This is a genomic window from Paracoccus aminovorans, from assembly GCF_001546115.1.
Classification (GTDB): Bacteria; Pseudomonadota; Alphaproteobacteria; order Rhodobacterales; family Rhodobacteraceae; genus Paracoccus; species Paracoccus aminovorans_B.
The window spans coordinates 804,252-828,644 of record NZ_KQ955208.1; the positions used below are offsets into that span (position 1 = coordinate 804,252).

Annotated in this window: 21 protein-coding genes and 3 pseudogenes; 11 read left to right on the top strand and 13 right to left on the bottom strand. The window is 67.6% G+C overall.

Features of this window, described 5'->3' with window-relative positions; all coding sequences use genetic code 11:
• The 11 genes and pseudogenes from ASV56_RS04165 to tauA form a co-directional block, all read right to left on the bottom strand.
• Window positions 1-491: pseudogene (locus tag ASV56_RS04165) on the bottom strand (IS5 family transposase); the annotation flags it as partial.
• Window positions 492-541: 50 nt separating this feature from the next.
• Window positions 542-1,752 (bottom strand): annotated as a pseudogene (locus ASV56_RS04170) (IS256 family transposase).
• Window positions 1,753-1,815: 63 nt separating this feature from the next.
• Window positions 1,816-2,088: pseudogene (locus ASV56_RS04175) on the bottom strand (transposase); the annotation flags it as partial.
• A 373-nt stretch (window positions 2,089-2,461) separates the two neighbouring features.
• Window positions 2,462-3,418, bottom strand: a complete 957-nt coding sequence (gene pta / locus ASV56_RS04180) for a phosphate acetyltransferase (protein WP_062560903.1) — start codon at window positions 3,416-3,418, stop codon at window positions 2,462-2,464.
• A 3-nt stretch (window positions 3,419-3,421) separates the two neighbouring features.
• Window positions 3,422-4,438 (bottom strand): YeiH family protein, encoded by a 1,017-nt coding sequence (locus ASV56_RS04185; protein ID WP_062560904.1) that lies wholly within the window; start codon window positions 4,436-4,438, stop codon window positions 3,422-3,424.
• Window positions 4,439-4,679: 241 nt separating this feature from the next.
• Window positions 4,680-6,461, bottom strand: coding sequence for a sulfoacetaldehyde acetyltransferase (xsc, locus tag ASV56_RS04190; RefSeq protein WP_062560905.1), 1,782 nt, complete (start codon window positions 6,459-6,461; stop codon window positions 4,680-4,682).
• A gap of 12 nt (window positions 6,462-6,473) precedes the next feature.
• Complete coding sequence (locus ASV56_RS04195; RefSeq protein WP_062560906.1) at window positions 6,474-7,865, bottom strand: NAD(P)/FAD-dependent oxidoreductase; 1,392 nt, start codon at window positions 7,863-7,865, stop codon at window positions 6,474-6,476.
• A gap of 8 nt (window positions 7,866-7,873) precedes the next feature.
• A complete protein-coding gene (locus ASV56_RS04200) occupies window positions 7,874-8,269 on the bottom strand; it encodes a nuclear transport factor 2 family protein (protein ID WP_062560907.1) in 396 nt (131 codons plus the stop codon).
• A gap of 92 nt (window positions 8,270-8,361) precedes the next feature.
• Window positions 8,362-9,189, bottom strand: coding sequence for an ABC transporter permease subunit (locus ASV56_RS04205; protein WP_062560908.1), 828 nt, complete (start codon window positions 9,187-9,189; stop codon window positions 8,362-8,364).
• Window positions 9,182-9,991 (bottom strand): taurine ABC transporter ATP-binding protein, encoded by an 810-nt coding sequence (locus ASV56_RS04210; RefSeq protein WP_017998125.1) that lies wholly within the window; start codon window positions 9,989-9,991, stop codon window positions 9,182-9,184. The genes ASV56_RS04205 and ASV56_RS04210 overlap by 8 nt, the downstream gene beginning before the upstream one ends.
• 78 nt (window positions 9,992-10,069) lie before the next feature.
• On the bottom strand, window positions 10,070-11,083 hold the full coding sequence (gene tauA / locus ASV56_RS04215) for a taurine ABC transporter substrate-binding protein (protein WP_062560909.1): 1,014 nt from the start codon (window positions 11,081-11,083) through the stop codon (window positions 10,070-10,072).
• Window positions 11,084-11,294: 211 nt separating this feature from the next.
• Here tauA and ASV56_RS04220 point away from each other — a divergent pair, with 211 nt between their 5' ends.
• From ASV56_RS04220 to ASV56_RS04250, 7 genes are all read left to right on the top strand, one after another.
• Window positions 11,295-12,785 carry a MocR-like pyridoxine biosynthesis transcription factor PdxR gene (locus ASV56_RS04220; RefSeq protein WP_062560910.1) on the top strand — a complete coding sequence of 497 codons (1,491 nt, stop codon included), beginning with the start codon at window positions 11,295-11,297 and terminating at the stop codon, window positions 12,783-12,785.
• A 346-nt stretch (window positions 12,786-13,131) separates the two neighbouring features.
• Window positions 13,132-13,641, top strand: coding sequence for a bifunctional 3-hydroxydecanoyl-ACP dehydratase/trans-2-decenoyl-ACP isomerase (gene fabA / locus ASV56_RS04225; protein ID WP_062560911.1), 510 nt, complete (start codon window positions 13,132-13,134; stop codon window positions 13,639-13,641).
• A 21-nt stretch (window positions 13,642-13,662) separates the two neighbouring features.
• Window positions 13,663-14,892, top strand: coding sequence for a beta-ketoacyl-ACP synthase I (fabB, locus tag ASV56_RS04230; RefSeq protein WP_026155108.1), 1,230 nt, complete (start codon window positions 13,663-13,665; stop codon window positions 14,890-14,892).
• Window positions 14,893-14,911: 19 nt separating this feature from the next.
• The gene (locus tag ASV56_RS04235) at window positions 14,912-15,700 is read left to right on the top strand and encodes an enoyl-ACP reductase FabI (protein WP_017998130.1); all 789 of its coding nucleotides are present in this window, start codon (window positions 14,912-14,914) and stop codon (window positions 15,698-15,700) included.
• Window positions 15,700-16,527, top strand: coding sequence for an alpha/beta fold hydrolase (locus ASV56_RS04240; protein WP_062560912.1), 828 nt, complete (start codon window positions 15,700-15,702; stop codon window positions 16,525-16,527). Before ASV56_RS04235 ends, ASV56_RS04240 begins: the two co-directional genes overlap by 1 nt.
• Before the next feature lie 161 nt (window positions 16,528-16,688).
• On the top strand, window positions 16,689-18,497 hold the full coding sequence (locus ASV56_RS04245; protein WP_082724728.1) for an FG-GAP-like repeat-containing protein: 1,809 nt from the start codon (window positions 16,689-16,691) through the stop codon (window positions 18,495-18,497).
• Between the two features lie 56 nt (window positions 18,498-18,553).
• Window positions 18,554-19,444 carry a LysR family transcriptional regulator gene (locus ASV56_RS04250; protein ID WP_062560914.1) on the top strand — a complete coding sequence of 297 codons (891 nt, stop codon included), beginning with the start codon at window positions 18,554-18,556 and terminating at the stop codon, window positions 19,442-19,444.
• Between the two features lie 24 nt (window positions 19,445-19,468).
• Here the strand turns inward: ASV56_RS04250 and ASV56_RS04255 are convergent, their stop codons facing one another.
• Window positions 19,469-20,671: a pyridoxal phosphate-dependent aminotransferase gene (locus ASV56_RS04255; protein WP_062560915.1), complete on the bottom strand. Its 1,203-nt coding sequence runs from the start codon at window positions 20,669-20,671 to the stop codon at window positions 19,469-19,471.
• Between the two features lie 85 nt (window positions 20,672-20,756).
• Between ASV56_RS04255 and ASV56_RS04260 the strand changes: the two genes are divergently transcribed.
• Complete coding sequence (locus tag ASV56_RS04260) at window positions 20,757-21,038, top strand: FAD assembly factor SdhE (RefSeq protein WP_062560916.1); 282 nt, start codon at window positions 20,757-20,759, stop codon at window positions 21,036-21,038.
• Between the two features lie 91 nt (window positions 21,039-21,129).
• Window positions 21,130-21,645: a MarR family winged helix-turn-helix transcriptional regulator gene (locus tag ASV56_RS04265; RefSeq protein ID WP_017998136.1), complete on the top strand. Its 516-nt coding sequence runs from the start codon at window positions 21,130-21,132 to the stop codon at window positions 21,643-21,645.
• A 162-nt stretch (window positions 21,646-21,807) separates the two neighbouring features.
• On the opposite strand, the gene ASV56_RS04270 is transcribed toward ASV56_RS04265, so the two are convergent.
• Window positions 21,808-22,236, bottom strand: coding sequence for a VOC family protein (locus tag ASV56_RS04270; protein ID WP_020487198.1), 429 nt, complete (start codon window positions 22,234-22,236; stop codon window positions 21,808-21,810).
• A 133-nt stretch (window positions 22,237-22,369) separates the two neighbouring features.
• Between ASV56_RS04270 and thyX the strand changes: the two genes are divergently transcribed.
• Together thyX and ASV56_RS04280 are read left to right on the top strand one after the other, a co-directional pair.
• On the top strand, window positions 22,370-23,275 hold the full coding sequence (gene thyX / locus ASV56_RS04275) for an FAD-dependent thymidylate synthase (RefSeq protein WP_062560917.1): 906 nt from the start codon (window positions 22,370-22,372) through the stop codon (window positions 23,273-23,275).
• A gap of 121 nt (window positions 23,276-23,396) precedes the next feature.
• Window positions 23,397-24,380, top strand: a complete 984-nt coding sequence (locus ASV56_RS04280) for a BMP family protein (protein WP_062560918.1) — start codon at window positions 23,397-23,399, stop codon at window positions 24,378-24,380.
• Window positions 24,381-24,393 lie beyond the last annotated feature (13 nt).

Below are 24,393 nucleotides of genomic sequence, written 5' to 3' on the forward strand. Positions count from 1 at the left end.
CTAGGTTCTGTGGACACTTCCTTGATCCACAGGACGATGGCAGCGATGGTGATGGCGGCGAGGTGGTTTCTGGCGGTTTTCTCGTATCGCGTGGCGACCCTTCGGAACTGCTTGAGCTTGGAGAAGTAGCATTTTATCACATGTCTCCGGGCACAGAGATGCTTGTCGAGGGGATGTTTAGGGATGACGGCAAGAGCTTTCTTGCGGGCGATCGCCTCACGCAGGCGGTCGCTGTCATAGGCGGTGTCGGCCATGACGACCTCGGCAGTCAGGTCGGCGATCCGCCTCGGCCTGCGGGGCGTCGCCCTTCTGCCCGGCGGTCAGGGTGAAGCGGACCGGACAGCCAAGGCCTCGCACTGCCAGGTGGAGCTTGGGGCTCGGTCCGCCGCGGCACCGGGCCAAGGGCCTGATCTTCAGCCCCCTTTTGCACCAGCGGCGTGTTGGTGGGCGCGGATGATCGGGCTGTCCACGATCAGCTATTCGAAATCGGGGAGTGTCCTGAACTTTGTGTATCTGGCCCGGTCCATGCGGTTTCAGATACTCAAGCGGCGAAGCGCTCGCCGAACATTATGGCGAACTGATTTCGCGCCGCAAACCATTCCCGAACGTTTCGGCCATCTTTCTCGAAGCTGCGGATCGCCAGGTAGATCAGCTTCGTTGCAGCGTCATCAGTCGGGAATGACCCACGGGTCTTGATGGATTTGCGGATCACGCGGTTCAGACTCTCGATGGCGTTGGTCGTATAAACCACCTTTCGGATCGCCGGATCGAAGGCGAAGAACGGGACCACCTCGGCCCATGCCCGCCGCCAGGCCGGGGCGATGGATGCATATTTCCCGGCCCATTTTTCCTCGAAGGCGTCGAGTTCCACGGCAGCCATATCGGCGGTCGGTGCGCTGTAAATCCGGCGCAGATCGGCGGCCACAGCCTTGCGGTCCTTCCAGGAGCAGAAGTTCAGGCTGTGGCGCACCAGATGCACGATGCAGGTCTGAACCATGGCGTCCGGAAAGGCGGCGGTGATGGCCTCGGGAAAGCCCTTCAGCCCGTCAACGACTGCGATCAGGATGTCCTGCAGCCCTCGGTTCTTCAGCTCGTTCATCACCGACAGCCAGAACTTGGCGCCCTCGTTTTCGGCAATCCAAAGGCCCAGGACCTCGCGCAGACCGTCGCGGGCGACCCCAAGGGCGATGTAGACGGCCTTGTTCTTGACCGTCCGGCTGTCGGCATCGCGGATCTTCACCCGCAGCGCATCAAAGATCACGATTGGATACATCTGGTCCAGGGCCCGGCTCTGCCATTCCCGCACCTCGCCCAGCACATCGGTGACGCGGCTGATCAGGTCGGGCGAGACCTTCAGGCCGTAGAGATCGAGCAGATGCGCCTGGATATCCCGGACCGTCAGCCCGGCAGCGTAGAGCCCGATGATCTTGTCATCCATCCCACAGGTCCGGTCTGGCCCTTCTTCACTGGCTCGGGCTCGAAGCTGCTGTCACGGTCGCGGGGCACGGCTACCGGCAATTCGCCGTCCTGGCCCTTCAGCACCTTCGTCGTCGAGCCATTGCGCCGGTTCGGCTGGCCGGCAGGCACATCCTTGCCTTCTTCATAGCCCAGATGCGCTGTCACTTCCGCCCCCAGCATTCGCTCCATCAGCCGGATCTTCAGCTCCTTCATCAGACCGGCATCGCCGAGCAGGTCCTCGGGGCGATCGACGCCCTTCAGCAGTTCATCAAGAATTTCCTTGGAGATCGTCATGCATGCTTCCTTTCCGTGAAGCATGGAACAGATCAGTCATACACAGATGATCGCACACTCTCCGAAATCGGGATCGTCGGACATCGCCGCGAAGAGCCGCCACCAGCCCCCCTTCCGGCTCCATCGGCTGAAGCGGCGGAACATGCTGTTCCACGAGCCGAACACATCCGGCAGGTCGCGCCACGGCGAACCCGTCCGCACGATCCAAAGCACCGCCTCCACGAACATCCGGTTGTCGCGACCACTGCCGCCCCGTGTCCGCCCGTCCCCGATGATATGGCCGGAAATCCGGTTCCATTGCCCGTCCGACAGCACCAGCCGATCCAAGGTTCCCACGCAAACCTCCTGCAACAGAAGCCTTGAACCATCTTTCCTCAGAGCAGGGAAATCCAAAGAGTCCATAGAACCTAGGGCGTGAAGCGCCTCGATCTCGCGCGGCGCCGGTCGGGCCATCAACACCGGGCCAAGGCCATCGTCAAACGACACGCGGGCGTGCAGCTTCATATCATCCAGGCTGTCGCCCTCGATGTTTTCGACACAGTCCTGCGGATCGACAGGCCCCGCCACCCCGGCGCGACATTCTTTCCGACCTGCGCCAAGCGATCCCGGCCGTGATTCCCACAGCCTGCACAGCGACGCGCCGTTGAACGGCGGGATTCAGGCGCCACCTCCCAGCGAGGCCGGCCCGGTCATATTTCACCGTTTTTGTTTATTCTGCCTGGATTGCGGTTATTGCGGTTGCGTTGACGATGTCGTTGACGGAGCATCCGCGGGAGAGGTCGTTGGCGGGGCGGGCGAGGCCCTGCAGGATCGGGCCGATCGCCGTCAGCCCGCCCAGGCGTTGCGCGATCTTGTAGCCGATGTTGCCCGCCGCCAGGTCCGGAAAGATGAACACGTTCGGCCGCCCGGTCAGCCGGCTCTGCGGCGCCTTCTTGGCCCGGATCGCCTCGTCGAGCGCGGCGTCGAACTGCAATTCGCCGTCGACCTCGAGATCCGGCTCGGCGGCGCGGATCAGCGCCAGGGCCTCGCGCAGCCGCCCGAGGCTCGGGTGCTCGGCCGAGCCCGCGGTCGAGAAGGACAGAAGCGCCACCCGCGGCTTCTCGGCCAGGAGCTGGCGGCAGCTCGCCGCGGCCGCGCGCGCGATGGCGGCCAGCTCGGCCGCGTCGGGCTGGATCACCAGCCCGCAGTCGGAAAAGATCATGCCGCCCCGGACCGGCGCCTCGGGCCCGCAGGCGAGCATCAGGAAGAAGCTCGACACGATGCCGGCCCCGGGCGCCTTGCCGATGATCTGCAGCGCCGCGCGCACCGTGTCGGCGGTGGTGGCGACCGCGCCGCCGACGGTGCCGTCGGCCTGGCCCAGCCGCACCCGCATCGCCGCCTGGCGGATCGGGTCGCGCATCTCGGAAAGCGCGCGGTCCGCGGTCATGCCGCGGGCGGCGCGCAGCCGGTGCCAGTGATCGGCAAGCTCGGCCAGGTCCGGCGCCTCGGCCGGGACCAGGGCGGTGACGCCGGGGATCGCGGGCCCGTTCATCAGCGTCACCCGCGCCAGGCGCTGTTCGGTGATGCGCCGCGCCGCCTCGGCCACGCGCGGGTCGTCCCCCTCGGGCAGGATGATGTGGCGGGCGCGGGCGCGGGCTTCGGCATGGATGCGGTCGAGCGGTTTCATCGTCTACCCCAGCAGATGCAGGCCGGCGACCACGAAGACGCCGAGGAACACGGTTTCCGCCACGATCAGCGCGATGGCGCCGGTGCCGACCTCGAGCATGCGCTTGAGCGAGGTCTTGATGCCCACCGCCGCGATGGCGATCAGCAGCGCCCAGCGGGACAGCTGCCCGGCGAGGTCCGACAGCGCCTGCGGGATCGCGCCGAAGCTGTTCAGCGCCGCCAGCGCCAGGAAGCCCAGCACGAAGCCCGGCAGAAGCGGCGGCGCCGCGCCGCCGTCGCTGTCGGCCAGCCCGCGCGCCCGAATGATGAGCGAGATCGCCAGCACCACCGGCGCCAGCATCGAGACCCGGATCAGCTTGACCAGCGTCGCGGTCTCGCCGGTCTCGGGGCCGATGGAGAAGCCGGCGCCGACCACCTGGGCCACGTCGTGGATGGTGCCGCCAAGGAAGACGCCGCTGTCGCGCGCCGTGAAGCCGAAGAGCGCGGCCAGCATCGGATAGAGCACCATGGCCACGGTCGAGAGCACGGTGACCGAGAGCACGGTGAACACCAGGTCGCGCTCGGATTTCTCGTGCCGCGGCAGCACGGCGGCGATGGCCATGGCCGCCGAGGCGCCGCAGATCGCCACCGAGCCGCCAGTGAGCAGCCCGAAGCGCCAGTCGCGGCCGCCGAGCCGGGCGAGCGCGAGGCCGCAGAGGATGGTCAGCACCACCCCGGCGACCACCAGCCCGATGGCGCGCGGCCCGAGCGCCGCCAGCATGTCGACCGAGATCCGCGCGCCCAGGAGCGCCACCCCGAGCCGCAGCACGCTGCGCGCGGTCAGCGCGACGCCCGGCGCGGTGCGGGTGCCGTCCTCGGCCAGGAAGTTCAGCGCCAGGCCCAGAAGCAGCGCCAGCAGCATGGCCGGGGCGCCGTAATGGTCCGACAGGAACTGCGCCGTCGCCGCCACCAGCGCCGAGACGGCGAAGCCCGGGAAGGCCTCCGAGAGGAGGCTGCGCGAGGGGATCAGGCTGGTTGTCATCGTCGTCACCGGGATGCGGGGATGGGGCCGGCGCGAGGGGTCGCGCCGGGTCGTCGTCGGAAGGAGGGCGCGCGCGCCGTCAGCTTGGGCCGGCGAGGCGAGGTCGGCGAAGCGGAGCCGACGAAGCGGGGCCGGCGAGGCTGGGCCCCGAGGGGGGCGCCGCCCCCCTCGCGCTTGCCCGGCCCCTCGATGGGGCCCGGCAAGCGCACCCCCCGGGGTATTGGCCGAGCAAAGAAGCGCGTCAGGCGGCGCCCTTTTGCGGACGCATGTCGGCCGGGTCGATCCCCGCCACCACCACCGGCTTCTTCATCGCGTCGCGGCGGAAGGGCTCGCCCAGCTCCTGGTTCAGCAGCACCTCGATGAAGGTGGTCTCGCGGTTCTGCATCTGCCGCTCGACCGCCTCGTGCAGGGCCGCCGTCAGCTCCTCCTGCGACGTCACCTGCACGCCGTGCAGTCCGCAGGCCCGGGCGATGCCGGCATAGGAGGTGTCGCGGTCCAGCTCGGTGCCGACGAAGTTGTTGGCATACCACAGCGTCGTGTTGCGCTTTTCCGCGCCCCACTGGTAGTTGCGGAAGATCACCATGGTGATCGCCGGCCAGTCCGCGCGCCCGCAGGCGGTCATCTCGTTCATCGAGATGCCGAAGGCGCCGTCGCCGGCAAAGCCGATCACCGGCACCTCGGGATTGCCGATCTTGGCGCCCAGGATCGCCGGGAAGCCGTAGCCGCAGGGACCGAACAGCCCCGGCGCCAGGTATTTGCGCCCGGCCTCGAAGCTCGGATAGGCATTGCCGATGGCGCAGTTGTTGCCGATGTCCGAGCTGACGATCGCCTCCTTCGGCACCGCCTGCATGATCGCCCGCCAGGCCTGGCGCGGGCTCATCAGCCCGGCGTCGCGCGCCCGCGCCTCGGCGTTCCATTCCGTGCCCGGATCGTCATCCTCGTGGTCGAGGCTCGACAGTTCCTGCGCCCAGCGGGACTTGGTCTGCGCGATCAGCGCCTTGCGCTCGGCCCGGCCGGCGTCGCCCGCCGAGGGGGCGAGCTGCGCCAGGACGGCGCGCGCCACCTTGGCCGCGTCGCCCTGGATGCCCACGGTGACCTTCTTGGTCAGCCCGATGCGGTCGGCGTTGATGTCGACCTGGATGATCTTCGCCTGCTTCGGCCAGTAGTCGATGCCGTAGCCCGGCAGGGTCGAGAACGGGTTCAGCCGCGTCCCCAGCGCCAGCACCACATCGGCCTTGGCGATCAGCTCCATCGCCGCCTTCGAGCCGTTGTAGCCCAAGGGCCCGACCGCCAGCGGGTGGCTGCCCGGGAAGCTGTCGTTGTGCTGGTAGTTCGAGGCCACCGGCGCATCCAGCCGCTCGGCCAGTTTCGCCAGATCCGGGATCGCGCCCGACAGCACCACGCCGGCGCCCGACAGGATGACCGGGAATTTCGCTTCCGACAGCAGCCTTGCCGCCTCGGCCACCGCCGTCTCGCCGCCCGCGGGCCGCTCGAAGCTGACCACCTGCGGCAGCTCGACGTCGATCACCTGGGTCCACATGTCGCGCGGGATGTTCATCTGCGCCGGCGCCGAGTTCCTCCAGGCCTGCATGATCACCCGGTTCAAGACCTCGGGGATGCGGGACGGGTCGCGCACTTCCTCCTGGTAGCAGACGCAATCGGCAAAAAGCCGCATCTGCTCCATCTCCTGGAAGCCGCCCTGGCCGATGGTCTTGTTCGCCGCCTGCGGCGTCACCAGCAGAAGCGGCGTGTGGTTCCAGTAGGCGGTCTTCACCGGCGTCACGAAGCCGGTCACCCCCGGCCCGTTCTGCGCGATCGCCATCGACATCTTGCCCGTCGAGCGCGTGAACCCGTCCGCCATCAGCCCGGCATTCGTCTCATGCGCGCAGTCCCAGAACGTGATCCCCGCCTTCGGGAACAAATCCGACACCGGCATCATCGCAGAACCGATGATCCCGAACGCATGCTCAATACCATGCAGTTGCAAAACCTTGATAAAGGCTTCCTCAGTGGTCATTCTCATGGCGATGGCTCCTTATGCGCGTTCGTCGCGGTAATGATAGAGTTTGTAGAGGCCCCATTGGCCGAGCCGGCGGAACGGCGTCCTCCAGCCTTCGTGGGGCAGTTCGGTATTGAAGATCGGCAGCTCGGGCACGGCCTGGCCCGCCACCAGCTGCGCCATGCGGCGCCCGGCCTGGGCGGAATACATCACGCCGTTGCCGCCGTAGCCCAGGGCATAGAAGGCGCCGGGAAGGTCGGGCATGCCGGTGATGCGCGGCATCATGTCGTGGCTGACATCCACCCAGCCCCACCAGCTGTAGTCGAGCTCAATGCCGCGCAGGGCCGGGAACTTGCGATACATCCCCTCTTTCAGCGCCTGAAGATGCGCGGGATTGGCCGCGTCGCGGCCGGTGATCGCGGCGCGCGAGCCGATCTGCAGCCGGTTGTCGGGCAGCAGGCGGTAGTAGTGGCGCAGCGTCCTCGTGTCGGTCAGCGGCGAGCCGGTGCGGATGCCGACGGCTTCCAGTTCGCCCGGCGTCAGCACGCGGGTCACGATGCTGTTCGACATGATCGGCATCAGCCGGTCCTTGAGCCGGGGATGCAGGCCGCGGGGCGCATAGGCCGCGGTCGCGACCGCCACGCGGCGGGCACGGACCGTGCCGCCCGGCGTGCGCAGGTGATGCACCCCGCCCCGATACTCCCAGCCCTGCACCGGGCTGTCGACATGCACCCGGGCGCCCAGCTCGCGCGCCGCGCGCAGATAGCCGAAGGCCAGTTTCGCGGCATGGATGCCGACGCCGTCGGCCTCCCACAGGGCGCCATGCGCCTCGTGGTCGCGCACCACCTCGGCATGCAGCTGCTCGCGCGTCAGCATCCGGGCGTCATAGCCGAAGCTGTCGCGCAAGAGCGCCGCCTCTTTCTGCAGGCCCGGCATCACCGAAGCCTTGTGGGCGATGTAGTAATGCCCGCCGTCCTGGGGATCGCACTGGATGTCGTGGTCGCGGATCAGGGCGCGGAACAGATCGAAGCCCTCGCAGACCTCGGCATGCAGCCGCTTCGCCACATCGAGGCCCCAGCGCTCGATCCACTGGCTGCGCTTGAGCCGGCCCGAGCTGACCTGGGCCTGGCCGCCGTTGCGGGTTGAGCAGCCATAGGCCACGCCATTGGCCTCCAGCACCACCGGCTTGATGCCGTGCTCCTTGGCCAGGTGCAGGGCACAGGACAGGCCGGTGTAGCCCGAGCCGATCACCACCACGTCGGCGTCGAGATCGCCGCGGACCGGGCCGTCGTCGGCGGGCGGCGGGCCCGCGGTGCCGATCCAGTAGGTCGGCGCGTAGTCGCTGCGCGGTCCCAGGCCCGGGGCCGTCATCGGATCGTAGAACGGGTCGAAGGGGACCGAGCCCGGGCGTTTTTCGATGACCTGCATGGCGGACCTCATTTCGCCGGAATGGCCGGGCGCTGCTTGCGGATGGCCTGCTTTTCCACCAGCTGGCCGTCACGGATGCGGAACAGGTCGACGCCCTGGACCTCGGTCCGGGTGCCGTCGGGGTTGGTGGCGCGGAAGGTCCATTGGCTGACGCCGCGGGTGCCGTCCTCGGACAGGAAATGGCTGTGGTCGGCCCATTCGACGTCCGGCATGGTGGTCCAGACGGTCTCGAAGGCCTTGGCGATGGCGGGCTTGCCCTCGATCCGGTTGCCGTATTCGTTGTCGCCGGCGACGGTGTAGAACACGCAGTCATCGGCGAAATGCGTCATCACACCTTCGATGTCATGGCGGTTGAAGGCGTCGAAGGTCGCTTTCAGGTCGTCTGCGGTCAGCTTGCGGGTCATGGTTCGGATGCTCCTTTCCCGGGCGGTGGCGCGGGATCGCGCCTCCGGGACTGTCTTGCTTGGGGAATCGGGGTCGGGTCAGACGGGCTGGATCAGATCTTGCCCTTCCAGGGGATCAGCGCCTTTTCGATGCGCCGGATCAGCATGTCGAAGGCAAAGGCCAGGATGCCGATCACGATGATGCCCATGATCACGGTGTCCGAGGCCAGGTATTCGGCCGAGTTCAGCACCATGAAGCCCAGGCCCCGCGAGGCGGCGACCATCTCGGCCGCGACCAGCGTGGTCCAGCCCACGCCGATGCCGATGCGCATGCCGGTGAAGATCTCGGGCAGCGCGGCCTTGAGGATGACGTGGAAGATCACCTGCAACTTGCTGGCGCCCATGGCATAGGCGGCGTGGATCTGTTCGGTCGAGACCGAGCGCACGCCGGCCCGGGCCGCGATGGCCATCGGCGCGAAGATCGCCAGGAAGATCAGGAAGACCTTGGGGAATTCGCCGATGCCAAGCCAGATGATGATCAGCGGCAGATAGGCCAGGGGCGGCAGCGGGCGATAGAATTCGATGATCGGGTCCAGGATGCCGCGCACCCAGCGGTTCACGCCCATCAGGATGCCCAGCGGCACCGCGACGACCAGCGCCAGGAAGAAGGCGCCCAGCACCCGGCCAAGGCTGGCCAGCGTATGCTGCAGCAGGGTCGAGTTCGACACGCCCTCGGTCACGGCCAGCACGAACTTGCCCCAGACCGCGGCGGGGGACGGCAGGAACAGCGGTTTCACCCAGCCCATGCCGGTGACCAGGAACCACAACCCGATCAGCGCGATGGCGGTGACCAGGCTGATCATGGCGCTGTTGCCGTCGCCGGGCGCGCCATAGGATACGCCGGGGCGGGCCGGCCGGGCGCGGGTCAGACGTTCAAGCATGGGCCGCTTCCTTTTCGCCGGCGCGTTCGTCGCCATAGATGATGCCAAGGATCTGCTCCCTCATTTCGATGAAGTCGCGGCTGGACTTGATGGCGCGCGAGTCGCCCTCGGCCAGGAAGCGGCGGTTGAAGTCCAGCTCATAGGTGTGGGTGATGCGGCCGGGGCGCGGCGACATGACGATCAGCCGCGAGCCGAGAAACAGCGCCTCCTCGACCGAGTGGGTGATGAAGAAATACATCTTCTCGGTCTTTTGCCAGATGTGCAGCAAAAGCTCCTGCACCGTCTCGCGGGTCAGCGCGTCCAGCGCCGCCATCGGCTCGTCCATCAGCAACATGGCCGGATCGCAGGTCAGGGCGCGGGCGATGCCGACGCGCTGCTGCATGCCGCCCGACAGGTGATAGATCATGTGCTTGTGGAAGTCCTGCAACCCGACCAGCGCCAGGTTCTTGACCGCGCGCTCGCGCCGGGTCCTGGCGTCGACACCCTGCAGCTTCAGGCCGAATTCGACATTGTCGATGACATTCAGCCAGGGCAGCAGCGCGTGTTTCTGGAACACCACGCCGCGTTCGGGGCCGGGGCCGGCGACGGGGCGGCCGCCCAGCGTGATCTCGCCGGCCGAGGGGGCCATGAAGCCCGCCATCAGGTTCAGGAGCGTGGTCTTGCCACAGCCCGAGGCGCCCAGGGCAACGACGAAATCGCCGCTCTTGACCTCGAGGTTGACGCCCTTCAGCGCCGTGACCGGGGCGCCCTTGTGGTGGCCCGGATAGATCAGGTCGACATTCGAGACTTTCAGGGTCTGCATCTCAGCGGTCTTTCAGGGAAGGGGGTGAAAGGCTTGGGATGAGGCCCCGGGGATGGTCCCCCCGGGGCATGCGGGGCATCACTTCGCGGCAGCCTGGGCGAAACTTGCGTTGACGAAGGGGGCATAGTCGTCCAGCGCCTTGTCGATCTGCTTCTGCTCGACCAGGAACCGCGCGCTTTCGCTGACGGCCTTCAGCGCGCCGCCGCCGAGCCAGGTCGCGGAGGCCTGTTCGGCCGCGTCGGGGAAGGACAGCATGCCCAGCGCCTCGACCACGCCGGCCGCTTCGCCGCCGATCAGCTTGACGATATTCGCGACCTGGGCCGAGTCGACGGTCCAGGCGGCCTTGTTGGCGTTGTAATCGGCATAGGAGGCCGCCAGCGCGTCGGTGAAGGCCTGCATGAATTCCGGGTTTTCCTTGGCGAAATCGGTCGAGACCACCAGCCCGTCGAAGGTCGGCACCGAGGCCGCGCCGATCTGTTCGCTGTCGGCGATGACCTTGCCGTCCTTCATCAGCTCGCTCAGCACCGGCGGCCAGACATAGGCGGCGTCGATGTCGCCGCGCTGCCAGGCGGCCAGGATCTGCGGCGGCTTCATGTTCAGGATGTTGACCGAGCGCGGGTCGATCTTCCAGACCTGGTCCATGCCCACCAGCAGGTGGAAATGCGAGGTCGAGACGAAGGGCACCGCGACGTTCTTGCCGGCCAGGTCCGCCGGGCTTTCGATGCCCGAGCCCGAGCGGGCGACCAGGGCCTCGGACTTGCCGATGTTGTCGAGGATCCAGAACAGCTGCATCTCGACGCCGCGCGTAGTGGCGGCGGCGATCCCGGTCGAGCCGATGACGCCGACCGGCACATTGCCCGAGGCCAGCGCCGTCGAGATGTCGCCGCCCGAGGAGAACTGGCGCCAGTCGATCTTGTAGCCCGCCTTTTCGGCGGCGGCGTCGATGCTGCCGTCGGCGATGGCATTGATGAAGGGGCCGACGATCTGCTGATAGCCGACGACCACCGTGGTCTCGGCCAGGGCCTGGCCGGTCAGGCCGGCACCGAAGGTCATCGCGGCCAGATAGACTCCGGCCCGGCTGAAATTGGTCATTCTGGGACTCCCTGTTCGTTGTCGTTGGCGGAGCTGGCCCTGCCGGCCGGTTCCTGCTGTGCTGGCGGTCCGTCGCCCCTGCGCATCGCTGGTCAGGTTGGTCATCCGGGCCCGCGTCTGTCTCGCGGTTCTGTCCGACCGCTTCTGCGACAAAATGTTGCAGGTGCGGCGCCGCAAGGATATGACCAGATGAAAGCAAAGATAGGTCCAGATGAGCGACCGCATCCCCGTCGAGATGTTCTTCCTGCGCGACAGCGAGGCAGGCACGCTGCAAGGCCGGCTTGCCGCGGCCATCGTGCAGGCAATCCTGGAAACAAGGGCCCGGCCGGGGACGCGGCTGCCCTCGTCGCGGGGTCTGGCCGAGTCGCTCGGCATTTCGCGCATGACGGTGACGCTGGTCTATCAGGAGCTGATCAGCCAGGGCTATCTCGAGACGCGGGCGCGCTCGGGCATCATGGTGGCGGCGACGGTGCCGCATCGGCGGCTGCGGGTGCAGGAGCCCCTGCCGCGCGAGACCGCGCTGGACTGGGACAGCTGGCTTTCGGACCACCAGCCCCGGCAGCGGGTGATCCGCAAGCCGGCGAACTGGCGCGACTTCCGCTATCCCTTCATCTATGGGCAAAGCGACCCGGGGCTGTTCGACCACAACGCCTGGCGCGACTGCGCCCGCCGGGCCTGGGGGACGCGCGACTTCGGCGAGCTGGCCTCGGATTTCTACGGCGCCGACGATCCGATGCTGATCGACTATATCTGCTCGCATTCGCTGCCGCGCCGCGGCATCCACGCCCGGCCGGACGAGGTGCTGGTGACGCTGGGGGCGCAGAATGCGCTGTTCATCACCGTCGAGTTGCTGGCGCGCGGCGACCGGCTCGCGGTGACCGAGGATCCGGGCTATCCCGATTTCGCCGAGACCCTGCGCCGCGCCCACAGCCCGACCACCTTCCTCGACGTGGACGAAGGCGGGCTCGACCCGCAGATGCTGCCGCAGGGCACGCGGCTGGTGATCGTGACGCCCAGCCATAATATCCCGACCGGCGCCACCATGCCGCTGGCCCGGCGCCGCGAGTTGCTGGCCCGCGCCGCCGCGCATGACTTCCTGATCGTCGAAGACGACTATGATTTCGAGATGTCCTACCTGGCCCCGCCGGCCCCGGCGCTGAAGTCGCTCGACCGGGCCGGGCGGGTGATCTACATCGGCAGCTTCTCGAAATCGCTGTTTCCGGGATTGCGCATCGGCTACATGGTGGCCCCTGCCCCGCTGATCGCCCGGGCACGGGCGCTGCGGGCGATCATGCTGCGCCACCCGCCGAACCACCTGCAACGCATCACCGCCTATTTCCTGGCGCTGGGGCATTACGACGCCCATATCGTGCGGCTGCGCGGCGCGCTGAAGCGGCGCCGGGCGCTGATGGAGCAGGCCCTGGGCGAGACGCCGCTGCGCATCGCCGGCGCCGCGCGCTCGGGCGGCTCCAGCCTGTGGATCGAGGCCCCGGGCGGCATCGACAGCAGCCTGCTGGCGGAACGGCTGCAGCAGGACAGCGTGCTGATCGAGCCGGGCGAGGTCTTCTTCGAGACGCCGCCGGCCCCCTGCCCGTTCTTCCGGCTGGGCTATTCCTCGATCCGCGAAGCCGACATCCAGCCCGGCATCGCCCTGATCGCCCGCCGCGCCATGGAGCTTGCCCGGCAAACCCGGGCGGCCTGATCGGCGTGGTGGTCGCGCGGGACCGGGGGGCTTTGCCCCCGCGCGTGCCGCGCTCCCCCAGGATATTTGGACAAGAAAGAAGCGCAATCCGCGACACCCGTCTGGCTTCTCTTTTGTGGAAAAATATCCTGCGGGGGTCCGGGGGCGCAAAGCCCCCGGCAGCAAGCGTGAAGGCGTCGGCAACGCTGCCGCGGCAAGCTGGCCAAGCCGGCGCAAACTCGGGTAAAAGCTGCGCCCTTGCGCCTCGACGGGGCGGAATGATAGACCGGGAAAAGTTCGACGGAGGGCGCGGCCTGCCGTGACCAGAAGTGATGACGCAACGTCCGACCAAGGGGAAAACACAGGCATGACGATGACACGGACCAGCTTTGACAAGGACGATCTGCTGGCCTGCGCCCGTGGCGAGCTGTTCGGTCCCGGCAATGCCCAGCTGCCCGAGCCGCCCATGCTGATGATGGACCGCATCACCGATACCTCGGCCGACCGCGGCGCGCATGGCAAGGGCCATGTCGTCGCCGAATTCGACATCACCCCCGACCTGTGGTTCTTCGCCTGCCACTTTCCCGGCAACCCGATCATGCCGGGCTGCCTGGGCCTTGACGGGCTGTGGCAGCTGACCGGTTTCAACCTGGGCTGGCGCGGCTGGCAGGGCCGCGGCTATGCGCTCGGCGTGGGCGAGGTCAAACTGACCGGCATGGTCCGTCCCGACCGCAAGCTCTTGCGCTATTTCGTCGACTTCACCAAGGCGGTGCAGACCCGTCGCCTGACCATGGGCGTCGCCGACGGCCGGGTCGAGGCCGACGGCGAAACCATCTACGAGGTCAAGGACATGAAGGTGGCCCTGTCGGCCGCCTGACCCATGAACAAGGAGCACGCCATGCGCCGTGTCGTCATCACCGGGCTGGGCATCGTCTCTCCCATCGGCAACAATGCCACCGAGGTCACCGACAGCCTGCGCGCGGGCCGTTCGGGCATCGTCTTCGCCCCCGAATATGCCGAGCATGGCTTTCGCAGCCAGGTCCACGGCATGCCGCAGATCGTGCTCGAGGACCATATCGACAAGCGCAACCTGCGCTTCATGGGCGAAGGCGCGGCCTATAACTTCCTGGCCATGGAGCAGGCCATCGCCGATGCCGGGCTGACGCCGGAAGACGTCTCGAACGAGCGCACCGGCCTGGTGATGGGCTCGGGCGGGCCCTCGACCTCGAACCTGTTCGACGCGCATCGCATCGTGATCGAGAAAGGCGCGCCGAAGCGCATGGGGCCGTTCATGGTCACGCGCTGCATGTCCTCGACCAATTCGGCCTGCCTGGCCACGCCCTTCAAGATCAAGGGCGTGAACTATTCCATCACCTCGGCCTGCTCGACCAGCGCGCATTGCGTCGGCAATGGCACCGAGCTGATCCAGATGGGCAAGCAGGACATCGTCTTCGCCGGCGGCGGCGAGGAACTGGACTGGACGCTCAGCTGTCTGTTCGACGCCATGGGCGCGATGTCCTCGAAATACAACGACACGCCGCAGACCGCCTCGCGCCCCTTCGACACCACCCGCGACGGCTTCGTCATCGCCGGCGGCGGCGGCGTGGTCGTGCTCGAGGAACTGGGCCATGCGCTGGCGCGCGGCGCCAGGATCTATGCCGAAGTCACCGGCTATGGCGCGACAAGCGACGGCTACGACATGGTGGCGCCGTCGGGCGAAGGCGGCGAGCGTTCGATGCGGCTGGCGCTCTCGACCCTGCCCGAAGGCCGCCGCGTCAGCTATGTCAATGCGCATGGCACCTCGACCCCGGTCGGCGACGTGGGCGAGATCAAGGCCCTGCGCCGGGTCTTCGGCGAGGGCGCCGTGCCGCCCGTCTCCTCGACCAAGTCGCTGACCGGCCATTCGCTGGGCGCGACCGGCGTGCATGAGGCGATCTATTCGCTCTTGATGATGCAGAACGGCTTCATCGCCGCCTCGGCCAATATCACCGAGCTGGATCCCGAGATCCGGCCCGAGGAAATCGCGCGCGAGCGCGTCGACAATGTCGATTTCGATACGGTCCTTTCCAACAGTTTCGGTTTCGGCGGCACCAACGCGACGCTGGTCCTGTCGAAATACCGCGAATAAGCCAAGAAAAGGTTAGGCGATGGGCGATTTGATGAAGGGGAAACGCGGCCTGGTGATGGGGGTCGCGAATGACCGCTCGATCGCCTGGGGCATCGCGAAGGCGCTGGCCGACCAAGGCGCCGAGCTGGCCTTTTCCTATCAGGGCGAGGCTTTCGGCAAGCGGGTCGAGCCGCTGGCGCAGTCGCTGGGCTCGGACTTCCTGATGGATGTCGACGTGCTGAACGACGAATCGCTGGACGCGGCCTTTGCCCAGATCGAATCGCGCTGGGGCGGGCTGGATTTCCTGGTCCATGCCGTGGCCTTTTCCGACAAGAACGAGCTGACCGGGCGATTCATCAACACCACGCGCGACAACTTTAAGAATTCCTTGACGATTTCCTGCTATTCGCTGATCGACCTGGCCCGGCGGGCGCAGCCCCTGATGACGAATGGCGGCTCGATCATCACGCTGACCTATGCCGGCTCGAACCGGGTCACGCCGTTCTACAATGTCATGGGGGTGGCCAAGGCTGCGCTGGAATCATCCGTCCGTTATCTTGCCAACGACCTCGGTCCCGACGGGATCCGCGTCAATGCGATCAGCCCCGGGCCGATGAAGACCCTGGCCGGCGCAGCCATCGGCGGCGCGCGCAAGACCTATCGCCATACCGAGGCGAATGCGCCCCTGCGCGCCAATGCCACGCTGGAGGCCATCGGCGGCACCGCGGTCTGGCTCTGCTCGGACTGGGGCGCCTGCACCACCGGCGAGATCGTGCTGGTCGACGGCGGCTATCACGTGCTGGGAATGCCGCAGTCGGACAACCTGTGATGGCGCTGGCGCATTTCCAGGCCGAGGACGGCACCCGCCTTGCCTATCGCGACGAGGGCGCCGGCCTGCCGGTGCTGGCGCTGTCCGGGCTGACCCGCAACGGCAGCGACTTCGACTATCTGGCGCCGCACCTGACCGGCGTTCGGCTGATCCGGCTGGACTATCGCGGCCGCGGCGCATCGGGCTGGTCGGGCGCCGACAGCTATACCGTCGCGCAAGAGGGCCGCGACGCGCTGCTGCTGCTGGATCACCTCGGGCTGGACAGGGCGGCGCTGCTCGGCACCTCGCGCGGGGGGCTGATCGGCATGCTGCTGGCGGCGGTGGCGCATGAGCGGCTGCTGGGCCTGTGCCTGAACGACGTCGGCCCGGTCCTAGAACGCGGCGGGCTGGACCGAATCAAGGATTACATCGGCCGCAACCCCTCGGCCGCGACGCATGACGAGCTGGCCGAGCGCCTGCCGGCGGTGATGCCGGGCTTTGCCCATGTCCCCGCCGAGCGCTGGCTCGAGGAGGCCCGCCGGCACTATCAGGAAACGCCCGCGGGGCTGCGGATCAATTACGACCCGGCGCTGCGCGATGCCTTCCTGGCCGGGTTCGACGCGCCCGAGGTCGATCTCTGGCCGCTGTTCGATGCCGCGCGGGACCTGCCGCTGGCGCTGATCCGGGGCGCGAATTCGGACCTGCTGGCGCAGGAGACGGCGACCGAGATGCGGCGCCGCCGCCCCGACATGATCCTGGTCGAAGTGCCCGACCGCGCGCATATCCCCTTCCTCGACGAGCCCGAGGCATTGCGGGCGATCACGGACTGGCTGGCGCTGATGCGCTGACCGGTGCGCCCCGGGCGTTCCACGCAGGGTTTCGCGCCGGGCTGTGAATGCAACCGCAAGGCATGGCAAACCTTTGTTTATGCGCCATTTCCCGGATTGCCGCAATGGCATTCCTGGCATAGGCTGGTGGTGTTCCACTCCGGTTTTTCACGAGTATCGCCATGTCTGGCCCAACGGCATCCAATGTCGTGTTTGTCGCCCATCAGGACGACAGCATCCTGTTCATGGAACAGGCCCTGCACGCCGCCCTGACCTGCGGCGAGCCCATCACCACCGTCTTTCTCACCGCCGGCGACGCCGGCCGCGGCGCCGCCTATTGGCTGGGCCGCGAGGAAGGCGCCCGCGCCGCCATGTCCGAGATGACCGGCTCGACGCAATGGGTGACCGAGACCGTCACGCAGGGCGACAGCGGTTACCAGGTCGTCACCAGCTACCTGGTCGACCAGCCCGGCGTCCGGCTGTATTTCCTGCGCCTGCCCGACGGCATGCTGCATGGCACCGGCTCGGACCGCTATGGCCGCGAGAGCCTGGAGCAGCTGGTCGAGGGCGACCTGGAGCGGCTGCACAGCGTCGACGGCGCCGCCAGCTACGACCGCGCCCAGCTGGTCGAACTGATGCGGCTGCTGATGGACACGCACCAGGCGACGAATGTGCTGATCCAGGACCATGTCAGCGTGTTTTCGCATGATGACCACAGCGATCACCGCGCCACGGCCTGGCTGGCGACGCTGGCCTTCCAGGGCTCGGACCCCGGGCGGGAACTGGTCGGCCATGTCGACTATGGCAGCCGCGCCCTGCCCGCCAATGTCCCGCCCGAGCTGCTGGAGCATTTCCGCGACATCTTCCGCGCCTATGCCGCGCATGACCCCCTGACGCAAAGCGGCCATACGCCCGAGGGCGAGCTGATCTTCGAGGCGCATTTCGAGGCCTGGCTGCAGCGCGACCACCTGGTCGCCGACGTGCTGGACCTCTGGGCGCTGGACTTTACCCAGGTGCGCGGCGGCTGGCGGGTGCAGAACCATGTCCGCACGCTGGCCGATGTGGACGGCGACGGCCAGGCCGACGTGGTGGGCTTCGGCACGGGCCGGGTGCTGACCGCGCTTGCCGGCGACTATTGCTTCGCCGAGGCGACGGCCTGGTCCGAGGCCTTCACCAGCCGCAGCGGCTGGCGCATCGACCGGCACGAGCGCGAGATGGGCGACCTGAACGGCGACGGCCGCGCCGATATCGTGGGTTTCGGCGACAATGGCGTCACGGTGGCGCTGTCGAACGGCCAGGGCTTCACCGATGCCGGGCTGTGGCTTGCCGACATGGGCCAGCTTGCCGGCAACTGGCGCGTCGCCCGGCATGAACGCGCGGTGGCGGACGTCGACGGCGACGGGCGCGACGACGTGATCGGCTTCGGCAATGGCGGCGTGCTGGTCGGCCTGTCCTCAGGCACGGGGCTGGGGCCGGCACAGGTCTTCACGCGCGAATTCACCTATGCCGCCGGCTGGCGCAACGAGCTTCACGTCCGCGCCCTGGCCGATGTCGACGGCGACGGCCGCGCCGATATCGTGGGCTTTGGCGAGACCGGCGTGCAGGTGGCGCTGTCGACCGGCAGCCGCTTTGCCGCCAGCACGGTCTGGAGCGTCGAATTCGCCCGCGCCGGCGGCTGGGACGTGGCCCGGCACGAGCGCCTGCTGGCCGATGTGGACGGCGACGGCCGCGCCGACATCGTCGCCTTCGGCGAGACCGGCGTCGCGGTGGCGCTGTCGACCGGCGCGGGCTTCGCCGTCGCCGAGATCTGGTCGGACGAGTTCGCCTTTGACGACGGCTGGCGCACCGACCGGCACGAGCGCATGCTGGCCGACGTGAACGGCGACGGCCGCGCCGATATCGTCGGCTTCGGCGAGGAATTCGTCGAGGTGGCGCTGTCGACCGGCTCCGGCTTCGCCGCCCCGGTGCTGGCCGACGATTTCGCCGTCTGAGAATGCCCCTTGGCGACCCCCGGCCGCCTCGGCTAAAGCCGGCAGAAGGGGGTGCCATGGATTTCAAGTGGCTCGAGGATTTCCTGTCGCTGGCCGAGACGCACAGCTTCTCGCGCTCGGCCGAGCTGCGCGGCGTCACGCAAAGCGCCTTTTCCCGCCGCATCCGCGCGCTCGAGGAATGGCTGGGCACGGATCTTCTGAACCGCGACAGCTATCCGGTGACGCTGACCCCCGAGGGCGTCGCCTTCCGCGAGACCGCCGAGGAGACGGTGCGGATGATCCAGGCCCGCCGCGCCGAATTCCGCGACCAGGCACGCAACCGCGGCGGCGAGATCAGCTTCCTGGCGCTGCACAGCCTGACCGTGACCTTCCTGCCCGGCTGGCTGATGCGGCTGAAATCCGCCGCCGGCCAGATGACGAGCCGCGTGAAACCCGAGAATTTCGACCGCTGCATCGAGGCGCTGACCGAGGGCGGCTATGACTTCTTCCTAACCTATGCCCATCCGCAGGTGAATATCCCGCTGGACCCGGGCGGCTATCCGCATCTGGTGGTAGGCCAGGACAGCCTCGTCGCCGTGGCGCGTCCCGGCTGGCCGCGCGAATGGCTGACCGAGGGCATGCCGATGCTGAAATATTCGCGCGGCTCGTTCCTGAACGCCATGGCCCGCATCGCGCTGGCCCAGCCCGGCGCGCCGCTGGTCTATGTCGCGCATACCGACGAATCGAGCATGGCCGAGGCGCTGAAAAGCATGGCCGTGGCCGGGCATGGCATGGTCTGGATCCCGCGCCGGCTGGTCGAGGCCGAACTGGCCGCCCGGCGGCTGGAAATCGTCGCACCCGAGCTGCCGATGCAGATCCGGCTCTACCGCAATGCCGCGCGCGGCCGCGGCATCACCGGCCGGGTCTGGCAGGCCGCCCGGCAGTCGGGCGAGGGCGAGGCGCGCTAGGCCTGTCTCGCCGGCTGCCTGCTGTCAGCGCAGCCCTTCGCAGAAACCCTTGATCCGCGCGCAGGCATCGTCCAGCACCGCGTCCGCGGTCGCGTAGGAGATGCGGAAATGCGGGCTGAGGCCGAAGGCCGCGCCGAACACCACCGCCACCCCGGTCTCGTCCAGCAGCGCGGTCGCGAAGGCCTCGTCGTCGGTGATCGGCGTGCCGCCGGCCGAAGTCTTGCCGATCAGCGCCTTGATCGAGGGATAGACGTAGAACGCCCCCTCGGGCACCGGACATTCGATCCCCGGGCAGGCGTTCAGCCCGGCGACCACCAGGTCGCGGCGGCGCTGGAACACGGCGCGGCTTTCCGCGACATAATCCTGCGGCCCCTGCAGCGCGGCCAGCGCCGCATATTGGCTGACCGAGCAGGGGTTCGAGGTCGATTGCGATTGCAGCTTGGCCATGGCGCCGATCAGCTCGCGCGGTCCGGCGCCATAGCCGATGCGCCAGCCGGTCATGGCATAGGCCTTGCTGACGCCGTTCATGGTCAGCGTGCGCGATTTCAGCGCCGGCTCGACCTGGGCCGGGGTCACGAAGCGGAAACCGTCGAACACCAGGTGCTCATAGATGTCGTCGGCCAGCACCCAGACCTGGGGATGACGCAGCAGCACCTGGGTCAGGGCGCGCATGTGCTCCTCGCCGTAGCCGGCCCCGGTCGGGTTCGAGGGCGAGTTCAGGATCAGCCATTTCGTGTTCGGCGTGATCGCAGCCTCCAGCTGCTGGGGCGTGATGCGATAGCCGCTGTCCATGTCGGCCGGGACGATGACCGGGGTGCCGCCGGCCAGCAGCACCATGTCGGGATAGCTGACCCAATAGGGCGCCGGAATGATGACCTCGTCGCCCGGGTTCAGCGTCGCCATCAGCGCATTGTAGAGGATCTGCTTGCCGCCGGTGCCGACGCTGACCTCGGCCGGGCTATAGTCGAGGCCGTTTTCCCGTGCGAACTTGTCGCAGATGGCGCGCTTCAGCTCGGGGATGCCATCGACGGCGGTATAGCGGGTGTGGCCCTGGTCGATGGCGGTCTTGGCAGCCTCGCGGATATGGGCGGGGGTGTCGAAATCGGGCTCGCCGGCCGACAGGCTGATGATGTCGCGTCCCTCGGCGGCCAGCTCGCGGGCGCGGCCGGTGATGGCGATGGTCGGCGAGGGTTTGACGCGGGCGAGCGTCTGGGACAGAAAGCGCATCGAAATCATCCTGCGGCTGGGTCGCCTTGTCATAGGCATCCCCCCGCGGACAGGCAAGCCGGGGACGGCTGGGACGGGAACGGGCATGGACGAGCATGAGGCAAGGCTGAAGCGGCTGCGGATGCGCAGCTGGCGGCGCGGCACCAAGGAGATGGACCTGATCCTGGGCCCGTTCTCGGACAGCGACCTGGCGGGGCTGTCGCCCGCGGAGCTGGACCTTTACGAAGCATTGCTCGAGGAAAACGACCAGGATCTCTATCCCTGGATCACCGCGCGGCTGGGCGATGCCCGGCCCGGGCCCGCGGCGCTGTCGCCGCTGCTGGACCGCATTGCGCGCCACGCCCAGGGCAGTCTGGGGCCGAAATAGGCACAATTTTAGCAAACTGCGCCGGGATTAACCGAAGATTGGGGAATATGCTGCACCATGGCTGAAACGACGCCATGAACGGAAACTGCATATGCAACAGCGCAGCCCTGCCCAGACGGTGCCCGCCCTGCGGCCCCTGCCACGCAGCAGCCGAAGCGAGGCCTATCTTGAAAGCCTCCAGATCCTGGAACGGCTGCACCGGCTTCTGCTGGACCTGGTCAAGGACGAATTCGAACGGCTGGGCCGGACGGATCTGACGCCGATCCAGGCCATGCTGATCTATAACCTCGGCACGGCCGAGGTGACGGCGGGGGAGTTGCGTTCGCGCGGGATGTATCAGGGCTCGAACGTCTCCTACAACCTCAAGAAGCTGGTCGAGCTGGGCTATGTCCATCACGAACGCTGCGAGATGGACCGCCGCTCGGTCCGGGTGCGGCTGACCCCCGACGGGCAGGAGGTGCGCGACTGCGTGGCCGCGCTTTTCACCCGCCATGCCGAGGGGCTGGAGCTGTCCGGCGTGCTGGACGACCCGCCCATCGAGGGGGTGAACCTGCAATGGCGCCGGGTCGAACGCTTCTGGGCCGAACAGATCCGCTACATCTATTGAGGCAACGCGCCGGCCTCCGGCGCGACTCGCGGCCGCCAGGGGCTTTCCTGGCGGCCTCGGATATGCCCGGCCCGGCATGTATCGCCGGCGGGTCGGCCTCTCTCCCCGCCTGCGATCTGGGGGTGACGGGCCGGGCATATCCAGAAATGCGGCGCGCCCGGATCACCAGTGGCCGCTGTTCTCCATGCTGGCCCAGGGCTCCTGCGGCGGCAGGCTCTCGCCCTCTTGCAGCAGTTCGATCGAGACATTGTCGGGACTGCGCACAAAGGCCATGTGGCCGTCGCGCGGCGGCCGGTTGATGGTCACGCCCGCATCCATCAGCCTCTGGCACAGGTCGTAGATATTCTCGACACGATAGGCCAGATGCCCGAAATGCCGGCTGTCCGAAGGCAGCCCGTCATCGCCATCCCAGTTCCAGGTCAGTTCGACCGGACATTCCGGCTGTTCGGGCGGCGCCATGAAGACCAGGGTGAAGCGGCCCTTGTCGTTCTCGATGCGCCGGGTCTCCTCGAGCCCGAGCAGGCGGAAGAATGCCATCGTCTTGTCGAGGTCGAGCACGCGCACCATGGTGTGCAGATAACGGATCTTCATCGGCTTTCCTTTCCTTTGCGGCCGTCAGACTGGCATTGCCGCGGCATAACGGCAACCGGCGGCGCCGGGTTTCCTCGTTGATCGCGGCGCGGACATGCGCGACAAGACGGCAGCAGAAGGAAGGATTCCAGACATGCCGCTGACCCCCGAACAACAGGCCGAGATCGACGAGCTGCGCGCCACCCCGCGCCCCACCCTGCGCGCCGTGGCCGAGGGGATGGAGCGGCATCTCTACCAGGCGCATCCGGTGCTGGACCACGGGCTGGTGCGGGTCATCGACTATATGGGCGACGACAGCGCCATCACCCAGGCGGCGCGGGTCAGCTATGGCCGCGGCACCAAGTCGGTCTCGAACGACGAAGGGCTGATCCGCTATCTGATGCGGCACTGGCACTCGACCCCCTTCGAGATGTGCGAGGTCAAGTTCCACGTCAAGCTGCCGGTCTTCGTCGCCCGGCAATGGATCCGCCACCGCACCGCCAACGTGAACGAATATTCGGCGCGCTATTCGATCCTCGACCGCGAATTCTACATCCCGGCCCCGGAACAGCTGGCCGCGCAATCGACCGTGAACAACCAGGGCCGCGGCGAGGTGCTGCAGGGCGACGAGGCCGCGCGCGTCCTGGACCTGCTGCGCGAGGATGCGATGCGCAGCTATGACCATTACGAGGCGATGCTGAGCCAGGACGGCCAGCAGGGTCTTGCGCGCGAGCTGGCGCGGATGAACCTGCCGGCCAATGTCTATACGCAATGGTATTGGAAGGTGGACCTGCACAACCTGTTCCACTTCCTGCGCCTGCGCGCCGACGCCCATGCGCAATACGAGATCCGCGCCTATGCCGAGGCGATGTGCGGCATCGTCCGCGACTGGGTGCCGCTGGCCTATGCCGCCTTCGAGGATTACCGCCTGGGCGGGGTGCAGCTTTCCGCGAAAGGCGTCGAGGCCCTGAGGCGCCGCCTGTCGGGCGAGACGGTCACGCTGGAGAACAGCGGCATGAGCAAGGGCGAATGGCGCGAGTTCGAGGGGGTCTGGGGCTGAGCGGCACCGCGATGATTTTCAATAAATCGTTGCGACAGAGTCAACATATTTCGCGTTGACCCAGCGTCATCCAACGCCTCCCCTGTCCAGACCCCAACCTCGACAAAGGACAGCGAACAGGATGAACGCGACAATTCGGCTGGCTCTGGCCGCCTCGATGCTGATGGCCGGCGCAAGCCATGCGCAGGATACGCTTTCGATCGCCATGCTCATTCCGGGCAAGATCGACGACAACGGTTTCATGGAGGCCGGCTACAACGGCCTTCTGAAGATCGAGAAGCAGTTCGGCGCCGAGGTCGCCTATATCGACCAGGTGCAGCCGGAGCAGGACAAGCTGGAAGAGGCGCTGCGCGCCCTGGCCCAGAAGACCCCCGACATGGTGATCGCCCATGGCGGCCAGAACAACGAGGCCGCGAAGACCGTGGCGGCCGAGTTCCCGGAGATTCCCTTCGTCGTGGTGCAGGGCGGCGTGACCGGGCCCAACCTGTCGAGCTACGAGGTGCTGCAGGAGCACAGCGCCTGGCTCGGCGGTGCGGCGGCAGGGCTGCTGACGCAATCCGGCGTGGTCGGCCATATCTCGGGCATCCGGGTGCCGCCGGGGCTGAAGGGGCGCGGCGGCTTCTACAACGGGCTGATGCATACCAGGCCCGACGCGAAATTCCTGACGATCTTCGCCGGCAATCAGGACGATACCGACCTGGCCGCACGGGTGGCGAAGGCCGAGACCGACCAGGGCGCCGACATCATCTTCACGATGCTGAACGCCGGCCGCCAGGGCGCCACCGACGCCATGCGCGAGGCCGGCGCGAAGCAGATCGGCAATGTCATCGACTGGACCAAGGTCGCGCCCGATGTCTTCATCGCCTCGGCCATTGCCGATGTCAGCATTCCCAGCGTGCAGGCGGTGCAGGATCTGGCCGACGGCACCTGGAAGCCGGGCACGATCAAGCATATCGGGCTTGAAAATCCCGAGGCGGTCTCGCTGAGCCTGTCCGATGCCGTCCCGGCCGAGATCCGCAGCCGGATCGACACCCTGCGCGAGCAGATCGTAAGGGGAGAGATTGCGGTCTCGACCGAATATTCCGGGCCCGAGCTCGAGATGTGACCGGCGGCTGCGG